This window comes from Rhodococcus pseudokoreensis (assembly GCF_017068395.1).
In the GTDB taxonomy this organism is placed as follows: Bacteria; Actinomycetota; Actinomycetes; order Mycobacteriales; family Mycobacteriaceae; genus Rhodococcus_F; species Rhodococcus_F pseudokoreensis.
This window is the reverse complement of the sequence record NZ_CP070614.1, coordinates 247,711-269,899: the sequence shown is the minus strand read 5'-3', so window position 1 is coordinate 269,899 and position 22,189 is coordinate 247,711. Positions and strand designations below refer to the sequence as shown.

The 22,189-nt window shown below is 65.2% G+C and carries 18 protein-coding genes and 3 pseudogenes; 5 read left to right on the top strand and 16 right to left on the bottom strand.

What is annotated here, in order from left to right:
* Positions 1–11: 11 nt before the first annotated feature.
* The 3 genes from JWS13_RS01220 to JWS13_RS01210 all read right to left on the bottom strand — a co-directional run bounded on the left by JWS13_RS01220 (position 12) and on the right by JWS13_RS01210 (position 4,304).
* A complete protein-coding gene (locus JWS13_RS01220) occupies positions 12–974 on the bottom strand; it encodes a hydroxymethylglutaryl-CoA lyase (RefSeq protein ID WP_206004004.1) in 963 nt (320 codons plus the stop codon).
* Between the two features lies 1 nt (position 975).
* Positions 976–2,250 (bottom strand): hydroxymethylglutaryl-CoA reductase, degradative, encoded by a 1,275-nt coding sequence (locus JWS13_RS01215; protein WP_206004003.1) that lies wholly within the window; start codon positions 2,248–2,250, stop codon positions 976–978.
* Between the two features lie 149 nt (positions 2,251–2,399).
* Positions 2,400–4,304, bottom strand: coding sequence for a helix-turn-helix domain-containing protein (locus tag JWS13_RS01210; protein WP_241031988.1), 1,905 nt, complete (start codon positions 4,302–4,304; stop codon positions 2,400–2,402).
* A 357-nt stretch (positions 4,305–4,661) separates the two neighbouring features.
* Here JWS13_RS01210 and JWS13_RS01205 point away from each other — a divergent pair, with 357 nt between their 5' ends.
* From JWS13_RS01205 to JWS13_RS45895, 5 genes are all read left to right on the top strand, one after another.
* Positions 4,662–6,713, top strand: a complete 2,052-nt coding sequence (locus JWS13_RS01205) for a hydantoinase/oxoprolinase family protein (protein WP_206004001.1) — start codon at positions 4,662–4,664, stop codon at positions 6,711–6,713.
* 20 nt (positions 6,714–6,733) lie between these two features.
* Entirely contained in the window at positions 6,734–8,911 is a 2,178-nt protein-coding gene (locus tag JWS13_RS01200; RefSeq protein WP_206004000.1) for a hydantoinase B/oxoprolinase family protein, read from the top strand.
* A 2-nt stretch (positions 8,912–8,913) separates the two neighbouring features.
* Complete coding sequence (locus tag JWS13_RS01195) at positions 8,914–10,155, top strand: CaiB/BaiF CoA transferase family protein (protein ID WP_206003999.1); 1,242 nt, start codon at positions 8,914–8,916, stop codon at positions 10,153–10,155.
* Positions 10,155–10,937 (top strand): enoyl-CoA hydratase/isomerase family protein, encoded by a 783-nt coding sequence (locus tag JWS13_RS01190; protein ID WP_206003998.1) that lies wholly within the window; start codon positions 10,155–10,157, stop codon positions 10,935–10,937. The genes JWS13_RS01195 and JWS13_RS01190 overlap by 1 nt, the downstream gene beginning before the upstream one ends.
* A gap of 454 nt (positions 10,938–11,391) precedes the next feature.
* The gene (locus JWS13_RS45895; protein WP_259375197.1) at positions 11,392–11,526 is read left to right on the top strand and encodes a hypothetical protein; all 135 of its coding nucleotides are present in this window, start codon (positions 11,392–11,394) and stop codon (positions 11,524–11,526) included.
* Between the two features lie 25 nt (positions 11,527–11,551).
* On the opposite strand, the gene JWS13_RS01185 is transcribed toward JWS13_RS45895, so the two are convergent.
* The 13 genes and pseudogenes from JWS13_RS01185 to JWS13_RS01125 form a co-directional block, all read right to left on the bottom strand.
* On the bottom strand, positions 11,552–11,887 hold the full coding sequence (locus tag JWS13_RS01185) for a MaoC family dehydratase (protein WP_275957292.1): 336 nt from the start codon (positions 11,885–11,887) through the stop codon (positions 11,552–11,554).
* A 150-nt stretch (positions 11,888–12,037) separates the two neighbouring features.
* Positions 12,038–12,728, bottom strand: a pseudogene (locus JWS13_RS01180) (SDR family NAD(P)-dependent oxidoreductase).
* A gap of 19 nt (positions 12,729–12,747) precedes the next feature.
* Positions 12,748–12,933 (bottom strand): annotated as a pseudogene (locus JWS13_RS01175) (acyl-CoA dehydrogenase C-terminal domain-containing protein); the annotation flags it as partial.
* A gap of 338 nt (positions 12,934–13,271) precedes the next feature.
* Complete coding sequence (locus tag JWS13_RS01170) at positions 13,272–13,754, bottom strand: RidA family protein (RefSeq protein WP_206004236.1); 483 nt, start codon at positions 13,752–13,754, stop codon at positions 13,272–13,274.
* 15 nt (positions 13,755–13,769) lie between these two features.
* The gene (locus JWS13_RS01165; protein WP_206003997.1) at positions 13,770–15,422 is read right to left on the bottom strand and encodes an aminopeptidase P family N-terminal domain-containing protein; all 1,653 of its coding nucleotides are present in this window, start codon (positions 15,420–15,422) and stop codon (positions 13,770–13,772) included.
* A gap of 42 nt (positions 15,423–15,464) precedes the next feature.
* Positions 15,465–16,244 carry an ABC transporter ATP-binding protein gene (locus tag JWS13_RS01160; RefSeq protein ID WP_206003996.1) on the bottom strand — a complete coding sequence of 260 codons (780 nt, stop codon included), beginning with the start codon at positions 16,242–16,244 and terminating at the stop codon, positions 15,465–15,467.
* 25 nt (positions 16,245–16,269) lie between these two features.
* Positions 16,270–17,292 carry an ABC transporter substrate-binding protein gene (locus JWS13_RS01155; RefSeq protein WP_206004234.1) on the bottom strand — a complete coding sequence of 341 codons (1,023 nt, stop codon included), beginning with the start codon at positions 17,290–17,292 and terminating at the stop codon, positions 16,270–16,272.
* Positions 17,293–17,313: 21 nt separating this feature from the next.
* On the bottom strand, positions 17,314–18,057 hold the full coding sequence (locus JWS13_RS01150; RefSeq protein WP_241032017.1) for an ABC transporter permease: 744 nt from the start codon (positions 18,055–18,057) through the stop codon (positions 17,314–17,316).
* Positions 18,058–18,412: 355 nt separating this feature from the next.
* Positions 18,413–19,360: a 5-dehydro-4-deoxyglucarate dehydratase gene (kdgD, locus tag JWS13_RS01145; RefSeq protein WP_206003994.1), complete on the bottom strand. Its 948-nt coding sequence runs from the start codon at positions 19,358–19,360 to the stop codon at positions 18,413–18,415.
* Positions 19,361–19,736: 376 nt separating this feature from the next.
* Complete coding sequence (locus JWS13_RS46315) at positions 19,737–20,180, bottom strand: hypothetical protein (protein WP_420854977.1); 444 nt, start codon at positions 20,178–20,180, stop codon at positions 19,737–19,739.
* A 160-nt stretch (positions 20,181–20,340) separates the two neighbouring features.
* Positions 20,341–20,475, bottom strand: a pseudogene (locus JWS13_RS45220) (transposase); the annotation flags it as partial.
* 697 nt (positions 20,476–21,172) lie between these two features.
* The gene (locus tag JWS13_RS01130; RefSeq protein ID WP_206003992.1) at positions 21,173–21,526 is read right to left on the bottom strand and encodes a hypothetical protein; all 354 of its coding nucleotides are present in this window, start codon (positions 21,524–21,526) and stop codon (positions 21,173–21,175) included.
* Complete coding sequence (locus JWS13_RS01125) at positions 21,523–21,990, bottom strand: hypothetical protein (protein WP_241031987.1); 468 nt, start codon at positions 21,988–21,990, stop codon at positions 21,523–21,525. The genes JWS13_RS01130 and JWS13_RS01125 overlap by 4 nt, the downstream gene beginning before the upstream one ends.
* Positions 21,991–22,189: the final 199 nt, after the last annotated feature.

Sequence of the window (22,189 nt, the reverse complement as noted above, 5' to 3'; positions counted from 1 at the left end):
ACAAAGTACTACTAGGCGCGGGCGGCGGTCAGGGCCGTCGCCACCCGCGACGGGCTGGGATGACCGATGTGCCCGGCCATCCAGCGGGAGGTGTCGGTCAGTGCGTCGAGATCGATGCCCGTGTGGATGCCGAGGCCGTGCAGCATCCACACCAGGTCCTCGGTGGCGAGATTCCCGGTGGCGCCCTTCGCGTAGGGGCATCTGCCGAGTCCCCCTGCCGCGGTGTCGAATTCGGTGACGCCCGCGAGCAGTGCGGCGTGCACGTTGGACAGCGCCTGGCCGTAGGTGTCGTGGAAGTGTCCCGCGATGGAGCCGATCGGAACGCCCGCGGCCTGCACGGCGTCGAGCACTGCGCGGACGTGGCCGGGGGTGGCGACGCCGATGGTGTCGCCGAGCGAGATCGACGAGCATCCCATGCCCGTCAGTTGCGCGGCGATGTCGGCGACACGGCGGGGATCGACCCGCCCCTCCCACGGATCACCGAAGCACATCGAGATGTAGCCACGGGTGCCGATTCCGTCGGCGGACGCACCGTCGATGACCGGCCGGGCGTTGTCGAGCGCCTCGGCGACGGTGGTGTTCAGGTTCTTCCGGGCGAACGTCTCGGTGGCGCTGACGAAGACGGCGATCTCCCGGGCGCCGGCGGTGAGCGCCCGCTCCAGCCCCCGCTCGTTTGGGGCCAGCACGACCTGGCGGACGGTGTCGGGGAGGTCGAGTTCGGCCATCAGCGCGTCGGCGTCGGCGAGTTGCGGAATCCATTTCGGGGAAACGAAACTCGTCACCTCGAGTGATCGGACCCCGGCGGCGACGAGCCGGCGGCAGAACTCCGCCTTGACCGCGGTGGGCACGAGGGCCGACTCGGCCTGGAGCCCGTCGCGCGGTCCGACCTCGTACACGCGAACCGCAGACGGCAGCGACGGGTCGGCGAACTCGCGGGGCGCCGGACGCCACACCGGTTCGAGAGGGGTGGTCATGTCAGTGTCCGGAACGAAGGTCGGCGAGAACCTTCTCCGCGTGTTCGACCCGGATGCGCTGGTCGTCGATGAGCCGCTTGACCACGACGTCGAGTTCGTCGCCGGTGGCGCCGGCCGAGGCGGCGATGGTGCGGGCATGCAGGCTCATGTGGCCGCGCTGGATGCCCTCGGCGGCCAGGGCGCGGCAGGCGCCCAGGTTCTGCGCGAGTCCCACCGCGACGATCACGTCCGCCAGCTCCGAGGCGGTGGAGACGCCGAGCATCTTCACCGCCGCCTGCGCGACGGGGTGGACCTTGGTGGCGCCACCGACGAGCCCCACGGCCATCGGCACCTCGAGGGTGCCGGCGAGGTGACCGTCCGTGGTCTTCTCGAAGTGCGAGAGCGCGGTGTACCGGCCGTCGGCGGCGATCGCATGTGAGTGGCAGCCGGCCTCGACGGCGCGGGTGTCGTTGCCGGTGGCGAGCACCGCGGCGGTGATGCCGTTCATGATGCCCTTGTTGTGGGTCGCGGCGCGGTAGGGGTCGGATTCGGCGAGCGCGGAGGCGTGCACGATGTTGTCGACCACCTCGTCGCCGCCGAGCAGCTCCTTGTCGAACACGGCCCGGGCCCGGGTAATGCGCAGGTCGGCCTTGTTGGTCAGGATCCGCAGCAGGGTTCGGCCGCCGGAGATCTCGGCGAGCCGCGGTGCGATGGCCTCGGCCATGGTGTTGACGGCGTTGGCGCCCATGGCATCTCGCACGTCAACGTGGACGTGCGCGACGACGTGCACGCCGGTCCGCGTCGGGACGAGTCGGACGGTGAGGTCGCGGGCGCCGCCGCCGAACCGCACCAGCATCGGGTCCTGCGCGTTGGCCAGTTCAAGGATCTCCGTGCGGGCCCCGAGCACCCGCAGCCGGGCGGCCTCGGGGTCGGGGCAGTCGAGGATCTGGATCTGGGCCTGCATCACCGGATCGGTGCTCGAGGTGTGGAAGCCGCCGTGCACCCGCGCCATCCGGGCGGCGTTGCTGGCCGCGGCCACCACGGACGGCTCCTCGGTGGCCATCGGCACGAGGTAGTCACGCCCGTTGACCGTGAAGTTGGTGGCGACACCCACCGGGATCGCCATGACCCCGACGACGTTCTCGATCATGTGATCGGCCTGGGCGACGCCGAGTCCCTGTTCGGGATCGAACACTGCGACGTCCAGGTCGGACAGGCCGGTCCGCTCGGCGACCACCTTGCGGCGCTGCTGCGCGCTGGAATCCTTCAGACCGGGGATGCGGCTGTTGACAGGCACTGGGTTCCTCCACGTACTCACGGGCGGCCGGACGTGTGGTGCGTCCCGACGACAACCCTGTCATGTGCTTCGGTTCACACGTTAGGACGGTTGCCGCCACCCGGGTATGTACTACAACCACATAGATCTTGCGAACTATTGGGCGATCATCACTGTGTTCGAAGTTCGTCCAGTCGGACCGCTGCCGAGATGCGGAACAGGTGCTCGTCGCTGCGCCAATCGTCGCCGAGGAGCGTTTTCAGTCGATCAAGACGCTGCAGAATCGTGTTGGTGTGGTAATTCAGTGCCCGCGCTGTTTTGGTCGGGCTGGCCTCGTTGCGTACGAATGCCCGCAGGGTCTCGAGCAGATCAGCGCTTTTGCGGGTGTCGTAGGCGCGCACCGCACCGATGGCCTCGTCGATGAACGCATTCAGGGTCCGCGCATCGGTGTCGAACAGCAGCGCGTACGGCAGATACGCGTCGGTGCTGACCGCGGCGTCGGTGGTACCGAGCGCAGCCAGCAGGCGAGCGGTACGGAGCCCGGACTCGAATCGGGCGGGGAGCACGTCCGGCGACTCCGCCGTGGGTGTCGTGATCGCCAGGACCGGGCCGTGCAGCGTTTCCCGCAGGTAGTCACGCAAGTCCGTGACGAGGTCGGACGGGGCGGTGGCGGTGAGAACGGCCACGACCATGCCGGCGTGTTCCCCGACCAGGCCGTGTTGCCCGACGAAGCCCGTGGCTGCGCGGGCAGTCGTGGCGCGGTCATCTGCGGGGACGGAGAGGAGAACGACGGTGTCCAGCGCGGCGAGGGCGATGTTCTGGGCGCGCGCTCGCCGCTCGAGATCGCGGCGCCGCTCCGGTGCCGGGTCGAGCAGGTCCGCGACCAACTCGACGCGGGCCCGCAGGTCTGCGTCGGCCACCGCGTTCTGCTGCAGCACCAGCAGTGCGCCCACCTGCGCGGCGCGTTCGATGGTGCGCTCGTCGACCGGTCCGAGCTCGGCTTCTCCGTCGCTGATCAGTACCGCGCCGAAGTAGAGTTCGCCCGCGGTGATGGCGGCTACGACCGGCGTCTCCGGGTCGTCGACGCGCACACAATGACCGGTGGTGCGGCTGGTGGTAACGGCTTGGAGCACTTTCGACGGCAGGACCAGAGGGGTGGTGGCGGAAGTGGACTGCGGGGCAGAGACCGGGCGAAGATCTCGGTCGACGATCGTGACCGTGCGCCCGAGTGCGGTGGAAAGGGTGCCGGCCACCTGATCGAACCCGCCCCCGACCAGGAGCGCCTCGATCAGTTCCTGGTGCACGACGGTGGACCGGTCCCGCACTCGCAGGTACTCGGTCAGCCGGTCCAGTGCGGCGCGAGCCTCATCCTCGGACTGTCGGACCCGTTCGAGGGTGCTGGCAGTCTGCAGCACCACCGACGCGTGATCGGCGAGCGCGGACAGCACGGCGATCTCCTCCGGTGTGAAGATGTGTTCGGTGCGAGTAGCGGCGAACAGCACTCCCAAGACGTGACCTTCGGTCAACATGGGAACCCCGAGGATGGACACGATCCCCTCGCCTGCCACCGCGTCGTCGATGCGCGTTTCGTGCTCCCCCTCGGCCCAGTCCTGGTAGGTGCGAACCCATTGCGGTGAGCGGGAGTTCGCGATCTGGCTTGCCAATCCCATTCCAGGCGGCACACGCAGGTGCTGGAACTGCGCAGTCACCGACCCGACGGTCTTGCGGACGTTCAACTCCCGAGTCGCCGGATCGAACTCCGACAGGTACGTGACGTCGGTGCCCATCATCTCGTGGGCGCGGCTCACCAACCGTCCGAGGAGGGCATCGATGTCCCGGAGTTCGGCGAGCTCACGGGCGCTCGAGAACAGCACTCCCAGTTCGCGTTCTCGCCGCTGTAGGCGGGTGAGCTCACCTTGGTGGCGGCGCACCTTCTCGGTGAATGCCGCCCGTTCCGGCGCGTGAATCCGGAGCCGCTCGAAGACGGCACCCATCTCGGGCGAATCGAGGGCTACATTGCCGACCACTGCATCGACCAGGATGCCCAGTGCGCCGGGTTTCGTCCGAGAGTCCATCACACGCGATTCTCCCATGGCCGAACGTGCTCGAACTGTTCGAGCTTCGGCCCGTCATACGCCGCCTCCCCCGCTTTGCTTCGGGGACCGGTGCTGCGTCCATCTCGTGAGGTGGTCACGAATTCTTGCAAGATAGCGGATAGCGCGAAAAGGCCACTCCTGTGTCATTGCCCCAGTTGCCGGACCGGTTTGTGGGATGAAACCACATCGACTAGCCGTCGACCTGATCCTAGTGTGATGGGTGACACACAGTCATGTGATGGGCGGCACACAGTCGCCGGACCTCTTCTATGGAGGTGAGGGCATCCCGGGCCCCTTCTCATCCACATTTCTTTTGCCAATGCACGAGGAGTAGCAATGCAGATACATGTCGGTATCGATGTCGGTGGAACGTTCACCGATGCGGTCGCCATCGCCGACGGTCGGACGGTACGCGGCAAGGCCTTCTCGACCCGAGATGTCACCACCGGGATCTTGAACGCACTCACCGTCCTGCGGGAGCGCCTGGGTCTGTCCGAACCGGACTTCTACGCGCAGATCACCCGGTTCGCGCTGGGCAACACCATCGTCACCAACGCGGTCGACGAGTACAAATTCGCTCCGGTTGGCCTGCTGACCACGGCGGGATTCCGCGACACGCTCCGGATCAGCCGGTCTGCCCGCGGCAGCGAACGTGACCCCCACGAACTGCATGCGAGGGCCGACATCCTTCCGCGTTCGAACATCTACGAGATCGCCGAGCGGGTCGATTCGCAGGGCACGGTCGTCGCACCGATCAAGGAAGACGACATCGCGGCAGCGGTCGACGAACTGCTGGCCACCGGCGTCGAAGCCATCGCGGTGTGTTTCCTGTGGTCCTTCCGCAATCCCATTCACGAGCAAGCGGTGGCCAGCTACCTCGACAAGCATCACCCCGACCTGCCGTATTCGACGTCGAGTGACCTGACACCGGTGTACCGCGAGTACGAGCGCATGATCACCACCACCCTCGATTCCGCGGTCAAGCCCATCGTCAGCTCCCACTTCGGTCATCTCGCCGCTGACCTCGAGGCCCGCGGACTGCAGTGCCGGGTCCAGATCATGCAGGTCCACGGCGGGTTCCTGTCGGTCGAAGAGACCAACAAGGCTCCGATCGCCATGTTCAACAGCGGACCGGTCGGCGGCGTCACCGGGGCGCGGTTGCTCGGCTCACAGCTGGACCGCGACAAGATCCTCACTGCGGACATGGGCGGCACCAGCCTGGATGCGGCAGCCATCGTCGACGGCAAGTTCCGGGTCTCGCCCCGCGCCCAGGTCGGCGAATGGCCCACCAGCCTGACCGCGGTCGACATCGAATCGATCGGCGCGGGCGGTGGCTCCATCGCCTGGGTCGATGAGCGGCAGCTGCTGCGGGTGGGCCCACATAGCGCAGGATCGACCCCCGGCCCTGCGTGCTACGGACTCGGTGGCGTCAAGCCCACCGTCACCGACGCAACGCTGACGATGGGACTGCTCAACCCGGACTACTACCTGGGCGGCACCGTCGAACTCGACACCTCTCGATCGAGTGCAGCAATCGATGCGGAGGTCGGCGCACCACTGCAGCTGACTACCGATCAAGCCGCCCACGGCATCTATCGCCTCACGGTCTCCCAGATGGCGAACGCGTTGCGCAAGATCACCGTCAATCGCGGACACGATCCCCGAGAGTTCTCGATGGTGGCCTTCGGTGGCGCCTGTGGATTGTTCGCGGCGGCCATCGCCGCCGAGGCGGGCGTCCATGAGGTCATCGTTCCGCGCAACGCGGCTGTTTTCTCTGCTTACGGTCTCATGCACGCCGACAGCGTCTACTCGATCGTGCAGACCACACCGTGGGACTTCGCAATGCCGGCCACCCAACTCGAACGCGCATTCGCCGCTCTCGAAGACCGCGCACAGGCCTGGTTCGAGGCCGAGGGCATCGCCGAGGACCGCCGCGAACTGTACCGCGAAGCCGACATGAAGTTCTCCGGACAGATCTTCGAAGTCACCACCAAGTTGCCCGCCGAGGCCTTCACCGAAGGCGACAAGGATGTCCTCCGCCAGCGGTTCATCGAAGACTACGAAGCCGAATTCGGACTGGGTACCGCGTGGACGGAGGCGGAGATCGTCCTGATGAACGCCCGCGTCCGGGCTATCGGCGTCAGCGAGATCCTCGAGGCACAGGCGAGCAAGAACGATGGCGTGCACAGCCTGCATTCCCGCGAGATCGTCGACCCCACGACCGGCGAGCGGATCACCGTCGACGTGCACCGCAACGCCACCACGCTGACCGAACCTTTCCACGGTCCGTGCATTCTCGAGGAACCCGACACCACCATCTTCATTCCGCAAGGAGCGGTCGTCGAAAACGGCGCCGACCACCTTCTGATCCGCTTGGCTTCGAATTGACGAGGAAGAGTTCACCTGACATGACTACGACACTTGGCGCGAACACCTCACTGCCCACGTACGACCCCGTCACACTCGAAGTGATTCGCATGCGACTCGACTCCATCGTCGAGGAGATGGGCATCGCGATGATCCGATCGAGTGGATCACCGGTGATCACCGAAGCCGGCGACTTCAACACCGCACTGTTCACCCCGGACGGCCGCATCTACAGCTACTCCGACTACGTCCAGTTCCACATCGGTTCGGGCGGCGTGGCCGTCCGAAATCTCGTCGCCACCATCGGTGACGAGCAACCGCAGCCCGGCGACGCCTTCATCTGCAACGACCCCCACACCTCCGGATCCAGCCATCCCCCGGACACCACCGTCATCTCCCCGGTGTTCTACAAGGGTGAGCTGATCGCCTGGGCACAGTCACAGGCACATCTGGTCGATGTCGGCGGCATGACCCCCGGCGGGTTCGCTCCGGCCGCACTGGACTGCTACAGCGAAGCGGTCCGCATCCCACCAGGGGTGAAGGTGTTCGAGGCCGGTGTCCCGGTCGAGTCCACCAAACGACTGCTGCTGAACAACGTCCGGGTACCGGTCCTGTACTGGAATGACGTCCGAAGCCTGGTGGCCAGCAACAACACCGGCATCCAGCGCATGCTCGAGGCCATCGACGAGTTCGGCCTCGACACCTTCCGTGAATACTCCGAACTCAGCTTCCAGCTGGCCGAACAGGTCATGCGCGAACGCATCGCCAAGCTGCCCGACGGGCGGTGGGAAGCGGAGGAGTGGACCGAGCACAACGGCCACGACAACGACCTCTACCGCGTGCACTGCGTGATGACCAAGTCCGACGACCAGATCACGTTCGACTTCAGCGATTCCAGCGATCAGACCGGCGGTTTCGTCAACTGCTCGTACGGGGCACTGCTCGGCAGCCTCGCCAGCGCGATCGTGCCGATCCTCGCCTGGAACGTCCCCTTCAACGAAGGCGTCGTCGCCGCCTTCGACGTCAAGACTCGACGCGGCAGCATCGTCGACCCCGTCCCCCCCGCGCCCATCAGCAACGGGCACCTCACGACCGGCGCCCGCGTCAGCCGCGTGGTAACCAAACTGCTCAACGAAAGTTGCCGCCTCAGCGAGGACGAGATCATCCGCAACCGCACCCAGGGTGTGTGGGCCGACTCCTGGACCGGAGGCATCTCGGCGGGCAACACCGACGACGGTCACTACACGGTGCTATTCAACATGGACGGCGGCGCGGTAGGTGCCGGCGCCCAACCGGAGTCGGACGGCCTCGACTGTGCAGGCATGATGACCCAGGTCAACAACATGCTCCCCGACGTTGAGATGAACGAAATGCTCTACCCGGTGCATTACCTGTGGAAGAGACTGTCGCTGTCCAGCGGTGGACACGGCCGCACCCGCGGTGGTCTCGGCGCCGAATTCGCATGGACCCTGCGCGGCGCCAACGAGGTCGTGCAGACCGTGTTCTCACCGACTGCCCAGGTCCCGGCCGACGGCTTCGGTGGCGGCCTGCCCGGCGGCGGTAGCGGACACGAGATCTGGCGCAGTACCAACGCCAACTCGCTCATCGACGAGGGGATGGTGCCCACCGACGCCAACCTCGTCGCCGGCGAACAGCAACTCCTCGACATCAACCACACAGGTCTAACCGTCCATCAGGGCGATGTGTTCGTGCAGTGGTGCGCCGGCGGCGGCGGATACGGCGACCCACTCCTGCGCTCGGCCGCCACCGTGGCACAGGATGTGCGCGATCGGTACATCACCGCTGCCGCGGCACAAGACGTCTACGGCGTCAGCCTCGATACCGACGGCAACGTCGACGAGACGGCAACGTCGACGAGACGCGCCCAGATGCGTGCTGCACGAATCGGCGCCACACCGTCCCGCAGCGTCAGCGACGACCTGGTGTCCGGTCCCGTCTCTCCGGCGCGAAACGGAAGTTTCTGGGAATGCCCCTCATGCAACGGCAACCTCGGATCCGAGGAATCGTGGCGCGACGAGTGCCATGCCCGCACCTCCATCGCCGCCGAATCCATGGAAGCCCTCGGAGTCCGTATCCGCCACCGCAAGAACGAAATCGGCACCGTGCACCTCGAGGAGCTCTACTGCCCCCACTGTGGCACCCAACTCGACGCCCGGATCAAGGTCGAAGGCGTCACGCAGCCGAAGAACGGAGACTGATCATGAGCACACCCGATGCCTTGCTCACCGACGAGGCGGGAAACGGCGCACTTTCCGGCGTGGTGGTCCTCGACGTCTCCAGAGTGGTTGCCGGACCGTACTGCTCGCAGATGTTGGCGGATCTGGGAGCCACCGTGATCAAGGTCGAGAACCCACGCGACCCGGACTACACCCGCACCTTCCCACCCTTCCTGCGCCACGAGGACGAGGAGATCAGCGCCTTCTACGCTCAGTACAACCGTGGCAAGCTCGGGATCACCGTCGACCTGGCAGTCCCGGAGGGCAAGCAGGTCCTCAAGGATCTCGTGGCCAAAGCGGACATCCTGGTGGAGAACTTCCGCCCCGGAACGATGGACAAGCTCGGTCTCGGCTATTCGGTCCTGCGGGAGGTCAATCCCCGACTGGTCTACACCGCTATCTCCGGCTACGGACAAACTGGCCCCCTCAGTCGCCGGCCCGCCTACGACAACACCGCCCAGGCCGCTGGCGGGTTGTGGTCGATGAACGGTGAACCAGACCGTCCCGCATCGCGGGTCGGCACCATCATCGGAGATCTGTCGGCGACCATGTTCGGCGTCATCGGAACACTCGCCGCCCTGCGGCACGCCGAACGGCACGGTGTCGGGCAGATGGTGGACGTCGCACAGGTCGACAGCGTTGTAGCGATGACCGAAACCGCCGTCGTCAACTACACCGTCGCGGGAGAGGTCGCCGGTCGTCTCGGCAACGAGCATCCGTTCGTCCGGCCGTACGAGCTGTTCCCTTGCAAGGACGGTGACGTGTTCTTCGGCGGATACACCGACAAGTTCTGGACAATTACGTGCGAGATGTTCAATGAACCCGAGGCCGCGACGGATCCGGACATCAACACCATGGCCAAGCGTTTCGACCGCGACACCTACGAGCGCCGCGTCCGTCCGCTCCTGCACAAATGGTTCGCCGATCGCACCCGAGGCGAGCTCGAGGACATGGCCGGCGAGAAGGTGCCGCTGACGGCGATCAAGACGATCGACGAGGTCGTTGCCGACGAGCAGACCGCTGCCCGCGACATGATCGTCGACGTCGACTACGACAAGTTCGGACAACTTCGGATGTTCGGGCAACCGATCAAGCTCGGCGTCACCCCGGCAACACCTGCTCGTCGCGCCAACCGCGTGGGCGAACACACCGACCCGGTCCTGCAAGCATTGGCGGGTTACAGTCTCGAGCACATCGAGGACCTGCGATCTGCAGGAGCGCTCTGATGTCGGTCACCTACGAAAAACATGGGCCCACAGCACTGATCACGCTCAACCGCCCGGACAAACTCAACGCACTGACATTGAAGATGTACGACGAGCTGGCCGAGGCGTTCGAGTCGGCGCGGTGCGACGACGGGGTAGCCACGGTGGTGCTCACCGGCGCCGGTGACCGGGCCTTCTGTGTTGGTGCCGATCTGTCGGAGTCGATTCCCGCGCTCGCGGAGGGCCACTTCGACATCTCGCACTGGGATGGCGCGCATCAAAAACACACCCGATTGTTCAAACCGGTGATCTGCGCAATCAACGGACTCGCACTCGGCGGCGGATTCGAGATCATGCTCTCGACCGACCTACGGGTGGCCTCCCGGACTGCACAATTCGCGCTGCCCGAAGTGGGAATCGGTGTGGTGCCCGCAGGCGGGACCCTGGCCCGCTTGACCCGGCAGATCGGGTACGCGCATGCCATGGAACTGCTGCTGCTCGGCGACCGCGTCGATGCCGCAACAGCGCATCGCATGGGTCTGGTCAACCTGGTGGTCGAGCCCGACGAGGTCCTCGATGCCGCGATGCGGTGGGCGGACCGTCTCGCGACCCTGTCCGGCAATGCGCTCGAGGTGGTCAAACGCTCCGTCCTCCAACTCGGTGACATGCCACTCGAGGCAGCCTTTCACGCCGAGGCATTATATGGGCAACAGGCTTTCGATTCCGCCGATGCCCGCGCCGGCCTGGCGGCGTTCGCCAAACGTGAAGCCCCGCGATTCCCCAGCCGGGGACACAGGCGCTGACACCAACCGGACCGGCGGTGGCCTTGCGGCCGTTCACTGCGGACGCGAGTGCTGCCACCGATTCGGCGGGGCGATCTGGTCACCCACCCAGCAAGACCAGCAGGTGCACCGATACCACCCAACGCCAAGCCTGACCCACCAGACATCGACCCATTATCGGAGGACGCTCTCGTGCCGATGCTCATCGCCCACGCCCTGATCGCAGCTCTCAGGGTTCTCACCGGACGATGGTCGCCGAGACACATCCGGACACCTTTTGCCGCACTTGCACAAACGTGCGTTGTCATGCGATGGGCTGCACTTGCCTCACCGATCTGCGACGCCCCAACTTCGCCAGACGACGCCTGTCGCCCAGCCCGCCATTACGACGGTAAGGCAACGTGAACACTCAGGTCCTCGACAACCCGCGAAAGATAGGAGATGGATGGTTGGCAGCGCCGGCCACCGCAGAACAATGAGCGACACCCACACCACACTGACCGGACTGCATTTTGCAGAATCCCCGCCGATCGGCCCCGATGGCCAACTGTACGTCTCGGACTTCTCCGCCCACCAACTGCTGCGGATCGACAAGGCCCGTCGCGGCTAGCGGTAGAACCGGTACACGGGTTCGGCTACGCACACCGGCTTGTCCACCGCGGAACAGTGCACTGTTGCTCGGAAACGATCTGGATGCCACCGCCGATGTCTTCGACGGTAATCAGCTCCGCGCTCAGGCGGACCTTGGATCCGACAGGAACCGGTGCCGGAAACCTGACGTTGTTCAAGCCGTAGTTCACGGCCATCGACGTCTGCCGAACGTTGAGGACCTGCAGGACCATAGCGGAAAGCAATGACAGCGTGAGGTAGCCGTGGGCGATGGGCCCGCCGAAGGGGCTTTCGGCGTTGGCGCGCTCGACGTCCACGTGGATCCATTGATGGTCGTCTGTGGCGTCGGCGAAGCCACTCACCCGGTCTTGCGTGACGTCGAACCAGCCGCTGCTTTCGAGTTGCTGTCCGAGAAGTCCGGGAGGGCGTCGACGTCGTCGATGGTAGTGGGCATGGTTACCTGCTCGTGGAGTGGTCGGCGGATGGCAGTGGGATCTGGCGGACGCCGTTGATCAGGTGATGGTGACGCCGCCGTCGACCGCGAGAGTCTGTCCGGTGACGTAACCGGCGGCATCCGAGGCCAGCCACACCAGCGTCGCGGCGAGTTCCTCCGGGTCACCGGTCCGGCCGAGAACCATCCGTGAGGCCAGGCCGTCGAGGTAGCCGTCGTGATACTGGTCGGTCATTTCGGAGGCGAAGAAGCCCGGTGCGATCGCGTTGACGCGAATTCCCTTGCGCGAACCCCGCTGTTGGGCGAGATGTCGGGTCAATCTCACGATGCCGGCTTTGCTGGCACTGTATGCGGCCTGGGGCAGACCGGCAGTCGTGAGTCCGAGGATGCTGGATATGTTGATGATGGAGCTGCCGGGTTGCATCACCCTCCCGCATGCCTGGGCGGCCCAGTACGAGCCGGCCAGGTTGATGTCGATGACCGAACGGAACTGATCCGGGGTTTCGCGGGTGGCAGGCGATGCGGTCGCGATTCCGGCGTTGTTGACGAGGACATCGACGCGGCCGAACTCGGCCATCGCCGCATCCACCATGGTCTGGCACTGGTCCGGGTCGGCGACGTCCGTTGCCACCGGGAGCGCTCGACGGCCGACACCGCGAACCATCTCGGCGGTGTCGTGCAGCTTGTCGACGCGTCGTGCCGGTGACCATGGCGACGCGGCCGACGAGACGGAATTTGTCGAGCACACTCATGCGCAATGTCTCCTGGGGTTTAGAACCAGCTAGGGTTCATGTCGAGGGTGGTGCGGTCCAGGCTTGCCAGCAGATCGAGTTGCGGTGCGACCTTGGGCGGCTCATGGCGGTAGAAGTAGCGGGCGGCGTGGCGCTTGCCGTCGTAGAGGTCCCCTTCTTTGCCGTCGACTGCGGTGAGCTGCTCGAGCCACATCCACGCGATCACCGTATCGCTGCCGTCCGCGCCGGCCTCGCGCACGGCGACGATCCGACAGCATCGAGTTGCGGGTCCGCCGTGCCGAAGCCGCCGGCCTGCCACTGACTCTCTGGTGATTCTCAGTGCGTCGCACAGCACAGGGTGCACGCACACGGCTGATACGCAGAGGGTGTTCGGGGCTCGATGCCCCGAACACCCTCCATCCTCTCCCGGGCGCGCCCCCGGAACTCCGCACTTCCGGGGGGCGCGCCGCATACACGACTAGGTGATGTCGATGTCCTCGGTGCGCAGTTCGCCGCTGATCACCTTTTCCACATTCGAGAGTGTGTGCCCGTTCTTGGTGAGGATTACTCGTTGACTGCGACTGCGACCGTGGCGTCGAGCTCGACGAGAGCGTTCTTCGGAAGCACATGCGCCGGCAGCGCGGTGCGGGCGTGCCGGCCCGCATCACCGAGGACGTCGATCAGGAGTCGTGACGCGGCCTCGGCGGCCGTCGGCTGGTCGGTGAAATCAGCGTCGCTGGCAACCCAGACGTTCAGCTTCAGAATCTGCCGAACGTGCCCGAGCCCGACGGCCTGATCGATTCTGGCCAGCAGGTTCAGTGCTGCGGTCTCCGCGGCCGCGGATGCCTCGGCCACGGTGGCGTCCGCGCCTGCGCGGCCGGTGAGAACGTGTCCGTCCGCGGCACGGGAGATCTGTCCCGACAGGTACAGGATGTCGCGGTGCCTCGTCCAGGCTTCGTAGGCGTAGGCGGGGGCGCCGAGGTCGGGCAGGGTTAGCTGTCTGCCGGCGAGCCGGAGTTGCGGATCATGGGTGTTGGTGTCGGTCATCATGTCTGTTCCTGCTCAGCGCTGCGAGAGGATGTAGGTCCGGTCGGTGCCGATGTACCACAGGTCCTCGGTGCCGATCGCGGCATCGTTGTACCGCCAGGGTATCTCGGCGGCACCGTAGGACCCGATAGTGAGGGCGTGCTTGTATCCTGGTCGGAGCTCATTGGCGAAGGACTCCTGTTTACCCATCAGGTGCCCGACGTTGCGGCGTCGGTAGATCGTGTTGAAATCGGTTTCCTCGCCGAGCATCCCGATCTCGATCATGCGGGGCAGATGCGGCGCCAGGAACTCCAGGGTCCCTTCGTGAACGTCCTCGCAGACCACGCCGGGACGCAACTGACCGATTATGCCCTCCCGGACCACGGTGAAGAAGAGCTCATAGGCCTCTTTCGCCGCCGCCGTTCGTGGTAGTGACCGCGCCATATCCGAGGTGGCCACGACGACGCCGTCGATGGTGACCCGTACTCCGGCATCGAGCTGGATGCAGGTGGTCTCCCTGTTGATGGGGAAGTCCACCGGCGGCCCGGGGAACAGCATCCGGTTCGACGAGTGGAGGTTGGTGAAGTACGGCTGCACCTCGAACGGGATGTCGTTGTCGCGCCGGAACTCTTCGATGTGACCGAGATAGCGGCGGTAGATGTCGATCTCGGTGAATTCGACCCCGGCGTCGATTTCGTGCTCGGCCCACGCCAGCGCCTCCTCGATGGCGTACACACTGGTGCGCGCGGCGATTACCTGGAAAGGCAGATCCTCGTTGTCGCGGATATCGCGCCAGTGGGCGAGATCCTGGGAAGTCCCCACCAGTTCCAGACCCTGACCGGCGAGCTCACCGGCGACACTGACCGAGATGAACTCTTCTTCGACGCCGATTCGGCGTCCGGGCACGAGCGCGGCGACCGCCTCGCCCAGTGATGCGTACTCGCCGACCGCGGTGCCGTAGTGATCTCTGTCAGCGGCGTCGGTGGCCGCAACGAGTACCCGGTCCGTGCCCGGCACCCAGATCACGACCGCTCCGTCGCCGGGTGCGCGTCCAGTGGCTTCGGAGAAGTTCGGCGGCGCGGCAATGACCAGGGCATCGAGCTCACGTTCCGCGGCAATGGATTTCAGACCCGGATAGCGGGTGTCCCCGGCACCGAACTCCGCGTCGAGGCCCTTCAGGTGCGCAACGTCGGCGATCAGCTTGGCCGCCGCCGTCGCACCGCATTCACGCCATTGGGCGAACCGTCCTTCAACCTCAGTGGTGGAGAGCGCGCGGACCCGCACCGGACTCGGCTGCGCCGATTCGGTGGTGACCTCCAAGGTCTCCGCGAGTGCCAGCTGATGGCTGTACACCACATCGGCTCCCAGCACGACCGCGTCGTCACCGGCGAGCTCGGAGACCAGGGCGGTCAACGATGCGGCGGTGTGAACGTCGGCGACGGGGCGGGGATCGATGGTTACCCACGGGGCGTAAAAGCGGATGCGCTCTCGGGGGACTCCGGCGGAGAGCACATTGCCCTGTTCCTGTTGGCGAACCAGCAGAGTGGGCTCGTCCCCGTCACGGGTGGCAATCAGCGGCAGGACCAGCGGATGGGAGTCCAGCCGGATAGCGGAGAACAGCAGGCTTCGTTGCGGATGGAGATCGAATTGGGTGGCCAGGGCTGAGGGGTCTGCGGACAGATGCAGCATGGACGTTCCTGTCGTGAGGTGAGGTGGTCGGAATGTGGGCGGTCAGCTGATTCCGGCTGTGACTCCGATGTGTGATTCGACTTCGCTGACGTAGCCGGCGAACTCTGTGGAGTAGCGATGCTCTTTGTCCCGCGGACGGGGCAGGTCGATGGTGATGTCGGCGACGATGTGTCCGGGACGGCCGCCGACCACGACGACCCGGTCCCCGAGCCAGACAGCTTCGGAGATGCTGTGCGTGACGAAGAGGACGCTGCATCCGGCTTGCCGCCAGATCCGCTGGATCTCGAAGTTCATGCTGTCGCGGGTCATGGCATCGAGGGCCCCGAACGGTTCATCCATGAGCAACAATTCCGGGTTGGACACCAGGGCCCGGCAGATGGCGACACGTTGCTGCATGCCGCCGGAGAGTTCGTAGGAATACCGTTTGGCCTTGCCCTCGAGACCGACCATCGCCAGCAGTTGCTTGGCTTTGGCTTTGGCGTTCGCGTCGCGGGTGCCGCGAAATTCTAGAGGCAGCAGCACATTGGCCAGGTTGTTGCGCCAGGGCAGAAGGACCGGGCTTTGGAACACCATGCCGATCTCCGTCACCCCCGCGGCGATGGGTGCGCCCTTGATGAGCACTTCGCCCGCGGTGGCGGGCTGCAGTCCCGAAATCGTCTTCAGGAGCGTTGTCTTACCGCTGCTGGACTGGCCGACGATCGACACGAACTGGCCGTGCTCGACGTCGAAGTCCACGCCCTGCAGGACGGTGTTGGTGTCGCCGTCACGGGACCGGAACGAGACCCCGACGTTGTTGACACTGATTGCGGTGTGGCTGTTCATTACTGGCTCCGGAGGGAGTAGGCGGTCACGGTACGGCGATGGCGTCGCTGGAAACGGGGTCGAGGTAGTCGTTGCTGTAGACCTGGGCGGGATTGAGCGTCGTATTCGGGTCGAGGCCGAGGAACTCGCGCGAGACGTCGATCATCTGCTGTACCCCGGCATCGGTCATGCGGCCGAAGGGCACATCCTCCTCACCGACTTGCTGGTTGAGAGCGCACTGTTCTTGCAGTGCGAGCACTACGGTGCGGGTCTCATATCCTTGGACCTCTTTGTGGAAGGAGTCGGCGGCTTCCTCCGGGTGCTCACACGACCACAGGTAGGCACGTTGCATCGCCCGGTTGAATCGCTTGACCCGGTCGGGATTGCTCCTCAGCTGTTCGTTGGAAACGATGAGGCCGTTGCCGTACAGGTCGATGCCGATATCGGACCACTTCAGCACCACCGGCACCTTGCCGAGCGCGTCGATCGCGGGAGCATCCGACACCGATAGCGCCAGGTTGGCATCCCACTGCTTCGAGAGCAGACCTGGGATCTTGGCGCTGCTGGTGGCGTGAACGACATTGACGTCCTGCTCGGCAAGCCCTAGCCGGCTCAGGGCCAAGGGCCACATCGAGGTCATGGCGCCGGCACCTTCGGTGGCGACGGTTTTGCCTTTGAGGTCATCCCAGTCGTGGATGTTTCCGTCGGACATCGCGACCACCGCATAGGCCGATCGGGCCTGTAACAGGTTGACCTGCGTGACCTGGGCGCCGCGACCCTGATGGAGAACGGTGACACCGAAGTCGGCCCAGCCCACGTCCACCTTTCCGGTGTCCACCGCAGCGACGGTATTGCCGGAGCCGGAGCCGGGCATGATGGTGACATCGAGACCCTCCGCTCCGAAGAACCCGCGATCGACGGCGGCGAAGAAGGGTGCGTGTTTGGGGAGGTAACCGACGTCGACCATGACCGACATCGCATTCTCCGAACTTCCTGTGCCGCAGGCCGCGGCAAACGGCAACAGCATCGCCGCGACGATTACGGAGCGCCACGTGCGTGTTTTACTCATGGTGGTCTCCAAGCTTGTTGGTCATTTCGTATACGACTTCCATGGCATGAGCTTCTTGCCGGTGAAGTCGACGATGAAAAACAAGACCAGCGCGATCGCGGCGAGGACGAAGAACGCGGCGAACATCGACGCCAGATCCACCTGGCTGTTGGCGAGCATGATCACATAACCAAGCCCCTTCGAACCGGCGATGAATTCACCGACGACGGCGCCACCGACGGCCAGGGAGATCGCGATCTTCGAGCCGGAGAAAATCGAGGGAAGCGCATAGATGAACTCGATCTTCGTCAGCCGCTTCCAAGTGGAGGCCTTGTTGATCCGGGCCAGCTCTTTGAGCTCATGCGGGACCGAACTGAGCCCATCGAAGGTGTTGATGACCAGCGGGAAAAATGCAATGGCCATCGCAACGAACGCCTTGGACTCGAACCCGAAGCCGAACCACACGATAAACAGCGGTGCCAGTGCGACTTTGGGTACGGTGTCGACGGCGACCAGCGCTGGATAAAGGAAGGTGCGCACGGTGGGCGAATAATGCAGAAGTGCACCGCACAGGACACCCAGCAGAACACCGCCAACGAACCCGGCAAGCGCTTCACCGATGGTGACCCACGCATTGGTGACGAAGTAGTCCGGCCGGATGAACAACTCTTGGAACGCCGCGAGCGGGCCGACCAGAATGAATTCGGGCGGGTCGGTGACGACGACCGCGAGCTGCCAGAGGCCCAACAGCCCGAGGATGCCCACGGCGGCTTTGACGCCGGTCATCAGCGAGTCTCGCCGTATTCGCGGTCTGCCGCGAGCAGGGATGCCCGTCGGTTCGCTGGCTACCGGTGGTTCGATAATGCTCGCGCTGGTCTGGATTTTCGATGCGGTCATGGCCGTTCATCCTTACCAATGGGTCTGGGGTGGGTCTGAGGTCCGTCCACCCTCCGCCGGATACCGGCGGAGGGTCGAGCCCGCCGGGTCGAAGGCAGCAGGTCCTGGTGGGCGACCCGGCGGAGGAACCGCGCGATCGCAGCACCGTCCACGGGTGTGTTGCCGATGACCATTGCGCCGGTCGGTGTCTGCGCGGCGGCGGCAACACGGCTGTCGACACCATGGGTAATCATCGGTGTTTCCCTCACGAACCTGCTGTGGCCAGCGCCGGAGTGAGCTGGTTGGCAGCGTTGACGACGTCGGACAGCAAGGCCACCTCGGTCTCATCGAGCTCGGTCAGCGGCGGCCGAACGGGTCCCGCCGAGTGTCCGGTGAGGCGCATACCCGCCTTCACGATGCTCACCGCGTAGCCGGGCTTGCGGTCGCGGATTGCCGCGTAGGGCAGGACCACGTCGTTCAGCAGACGGCGCACCGTCACGGTGTCCCGGGCGCGGACGGCGCGGTAAAAAGCCAGCGCGAAGTCGGGAAGAAAGTTGAAAATGGCCGAACTGTAGGTGGTGACCCCCAGCTCCAGGTAGGGCAGTGCGAACAGTTCTGCGGTCGGCAGGCCGCCGATGTAGACCAGCCGATCACCGAGCAGGCCGTGGATACGGGTGATGGCCTCCAGGTCACCCACGCCGTCCTTGAATCCGATGAAGTTGGGGCAGGCCTCGGCAATTTCAGCCAACGCGTCGGCGGGGTAGACGGCATTGGCCCGGTTGTAGACCACCACGCCAAGTTCAGTGTTCCGGCAGACCGCTCGGACGTATTCGCGCAAGCCATCGCCGGATGCTTCGGTGAGGTAGGGCGGGAACAGCAGGACACCGTCGGCGCCGGCGGCCTGGGCATCCTGGGCCATATCGATCGCCTGCATTGAGCCGAGGCCGGCCGGAGCGAGAACCGGGGTGTTCTCCGGTGCGCTGGCGACCGCGGCCCGTACCAGCGTGCTGATCTCACCGCCGGTGAGAGAGAAGAACTCGCCGGTGCCGCCGGCGGCGAAGATCCCGGCGACCTCGTAGCTGGTCAGCCGAGAGATGTTCTCCCGGTATGCAGTCTCGTCGATGGCGAGATTCTCGGTGAAGTGGGAAACCGGGAACGACAGCAATCCGGAGCCAAGGTGTCCAGCGAGCTCGTCCGGCGCAAAGGTGGTCAAGAAGTTCTCCTGAATCGAGGTGATGCGACTGAAATCACAGTACGAGCAGTGTGTGATGCGAGTCCAACACTATTAATGGATCAACTAATGCACTATCGGTATCGGTACCGGGTTGGACGGGCGTGCCGATGGGACTGCACCCCTGACCAGAGCGGCGAAGGGCGCGGTGTCGACGCGCAGGAATGAGCAGGACACGATCGGGAGCTCGATTCGTGGCTGGCGAGTCGCGGCTCCAAGGAGGGGTTTGTGGTGCAGCCAAGCGCAGCCCCCGCCAACGACGGGTATCAGCTCACGCGAGTTACACGGTCACCGGCACATAATCGTGACGGGCGGCACTTCAGTGATTCTCGTGGGCCGGAGCATGGAAGTCCAGAGTCTATGGTCCATGCCATCGCGCCACTTCCCGCATCCGAATTACCGACCAGTAAGTGCGATTTCGACGCTTTTCGGCGGTGCCTGCACGATCCCGGTAACACCGCCGAGTCGCTGTGGGCCCGAGCGGCAGGAAGGCGAGCAGCTCGCTGCGATCCTCAGTTGCGCGGGCGCTCCAAATATCTCCGGACACGCGATGGCGCGGTGGCGCGGTGGCGCGGTGGCGATCGAGGATGCCGTCACCAAGATTTCCGGGGTGCGGGCGGTGCACGACTGCCCGCGGACCGCGGCTGTGGTGGTGTGGTGTTCGCCCCGGCGACTCGACCACGCCGAGTTGCTCGATGCGATCGCCGACTGCCAACAACAGCCCGGTCACGTCCACCGCGATGTGGCGTTTCACACCGGTCGTTCGTTTCGCGCCGTCCCATCCGGTACCGGATCGGGGCACCGTGTCGGCGACCGGGACAGTCTGCGAATCGATGATCGCCGCGGTCGGACAGCGATCCCTTCCCCGCTCGCACCCGCAGCCGGTCGCGCAGGGTGTCGAGGATGCGATGCCAGACCCCGCCACAGATCCAACGCACGAAGATCGCGTACACCGTCCCGGCCGGCGGAAACTCCGCCGGCAGTTGCCGCCACGCGATCCCACCGCGAACCAGGTACAGGATGGCGTCCAATACGAGTCGGCGGCAATGCTTCTCGGGCCTGCCGCCGCGACCTGCGGTGTTGCCCGGCGCCGGCAGCAGCGGTTGCAGGATCGCCCACTGTGCGTCGGTGACCGACTACGGGTACACCGCGCAACGGTGTCCGCCCGCCGTGTGGGGCCGACACGACGGGCACGGTGAGATGGCCGATGATGGCATCGGTGGGCTCCTCGATTCGGCTGCGGGCGTCGACCTCACCAACTCAACCAGGAGCCCACTTCCATGCACTGACCACCGCAGACGCACGCCGTCGTCGAGTTCTCAATCACGCTCTCAAAGGGGTGAACAGACCGCCAGGCGATGTGTGGCCCACGCTTCCGACCAGATCCGTCGTCGAGTTCGAGTACTCCACCGTCCATGGCTACACAGGCTTGCAGGCACCTGCAGTCATATTGGTCGTGCCGAAACCATTTAAGGTACAAGAGGAAGACGGAGTCCAACAGTGGTGTGCCGACGAACCCGGCGAAGCCCGACGCGTCTTGTATGTCGGCGCATCCCGAGCGCAACAACTGCTTGTCATTGCAGCGCACGAGAGTGTGCACGACTTAGTCGCAACGACTCTGACGGACGACGGGGTGGCCATCCAACTGCTCTCGTGACCATCCACGCACAAGTGCCCGCCGGAAGCATTGCTCAGACACACGCCCGGCAGGCCCCAGTGCAGCGCTTTCGGTCGTGGCTGCCACCACCCCGAACTCGATGGCGTTGATTCGCCCCATTCGGGTCCTCAGCAACATTATTCAGTCTGCTTGGGATGTCCTGTGCCCGCGTACTTCAGCCACAAGGTGTGGTGCTCGATGTCCATCACGTACCAGATGCGGCCACCGGCGGTGACCTCGTACTGCCACTGCTCCATCTCGACGCCGTTGTGCACCCCGGTCGCGAGCTTGCCCTTCAACCGGTGATGGCGCGTCGTCGACTCCCCCGCGACCGTGCGGCGTCGCATCTCCTCGTACGCCACCAGCGTGTTCGCCGGCGCCTGCCGGCACAGCTCGTCCCACCCCTTTACCGCATCACTGGTCGCGAACCGCAGGTCCCACAGCTCCCCCGCCGCCGGCGGCGCGACGCGCTCACCCCGCTTCGGGCTCACAGCTCCGGCACCGGCACGGCCCCGAAGTCACCCTCGGACGGCATCGACAGGATCCGGGCGAGCTCCGGATCGGCATACACCTCCGCCGTGTGGCGCCACGTCTCGATCGTGCGGGCCGGCGGAGCCGGATTATCCAGCGACGAACCCGCCCGCAGCGCGTTGATCAGCTCGTCGACGAAGTCGGCGACCTCCTCACCCGACAGGTAGCTCACCCACGGAAACGCCGCAGCGACAACCTTACGGACCAGAACACCGTCATCCGAATGCAGCAGGGCGTCGACCATCGCCGTCGCCGCCGCGAGCACCTCCCGCTCCTGGTCCGCCCGCGCCGCCGTCATCAACACCAGGTCCTCATCGTCGCGCCGCGTCACCCGCAGCGGCCGCGCACCCGACCGCTGCCACTGCGACAGTGTCGCCTTCCCCTTGTTCTGGATATCCGAGAACGGCACCTCACCCACAGACATACTTTCAATGTACTTTCAAAGTGCACGGTCGGCAAGGTCGCGATAACGAGGCACCGACCACCACGCTGGCGCAGCCGAGAATGGCGGACCCGAGTCCCGCTGAGGTAGGCGTGATGAATCTGATCTGTTGGACGAGCTCAGAGTGTGTAGCGGATCAGCCGCGAGCTGTTTACCGACCACGGCGACCGAGGACGCGTTG

Coding starts and splice junctions, on each gene's coding strand:
- JWS13_RS01195 (WP_206003999.1), top strand. CDS start 8,914: ATGAGCACACCCGATGCCTTGCTCACCGACGAGGCGGGAAACGGCGCA.
- JWS13_RS01190 (WP_206003998.1), top strand. CDS start 10,155: ATGTCGGTCACCTACGAAAAACATGGGCCCACAGCACTGATCACGCTC.
- JWS13_RS01210 (WP_241031988.1), bottom strand. CDS start 4,304: ATGGACTCTCGGACGAAACCCGGCGCACTGGGCATCCTGGTCGATGCA.
- JWS13_RS01155 (WP_206004234.1), bottom strand. CDS start 17,292: ATGAGTAAAACACGCACGTGGCGCTCCGTAATCGTCGCGGCGATGCTG.
- JWS13_RS01125 (WP_241031987.1), bottom strand. CDS start 21,990: ATGTCTGTGGGTGAGGTGCCGTTCTCGGATATCCAGAACAAGGGGAAG.
- JWS13_RS45895 (WP_259375197.1), top strand. CDS start 11,392: ATGAGCGACACCCACACCACACTGACCGGACTGCATTTTGCAGAATCC.
- JWS13_RS01160 (WP_206003996.1), bottom strand. CDS start 16,244: ATGAACAGCCACACCGCAATCAGTGTCAACAACGTCGGGGTCTCGTTC.
- JWS13_RS01205 (WP_206004001.1), top strand. CDS start 4,662: ATGCAGATACATGTCGGTATCGATGTCGGTGGAACGTTCACCGATGCG.
- JWS13_RS01200 (WP_206004000.1), top strand. CDS start 6,734: ATGACTACGACACTTGGCGCGAACACCTCACTGCCCACGTACGACCCC.
- JWS13_RS01150 (WP_241032017.1), bottom strand. CDS start 18,057: ATGACCGGCGTCAAAGCCGCCGTGGGCATCCTCGGGCTGTTGGGCCTC.
- JWS13_RS01220 (WP_206004004.1), bottom strand. CDS start 974: ATGACCACCCCTCTCGAACCGGTGTGGCGTCCGGCGCCCCGCGAGTTC.
- JWS13_RS01170 (WP_206004236.1), bottom strand. CDS start 13,754: ATGACCGACACCAACACCCATGATCCGCAACTCCGGCTCGCCGGCAGA.
- JWS13_RS01165 (WP_206003997.1), bottom strand. CDS start 15,422: ATGCTGCATCTGTCCGCAGACCCCTCAGCCCTGGCCACCCAATTCGAT.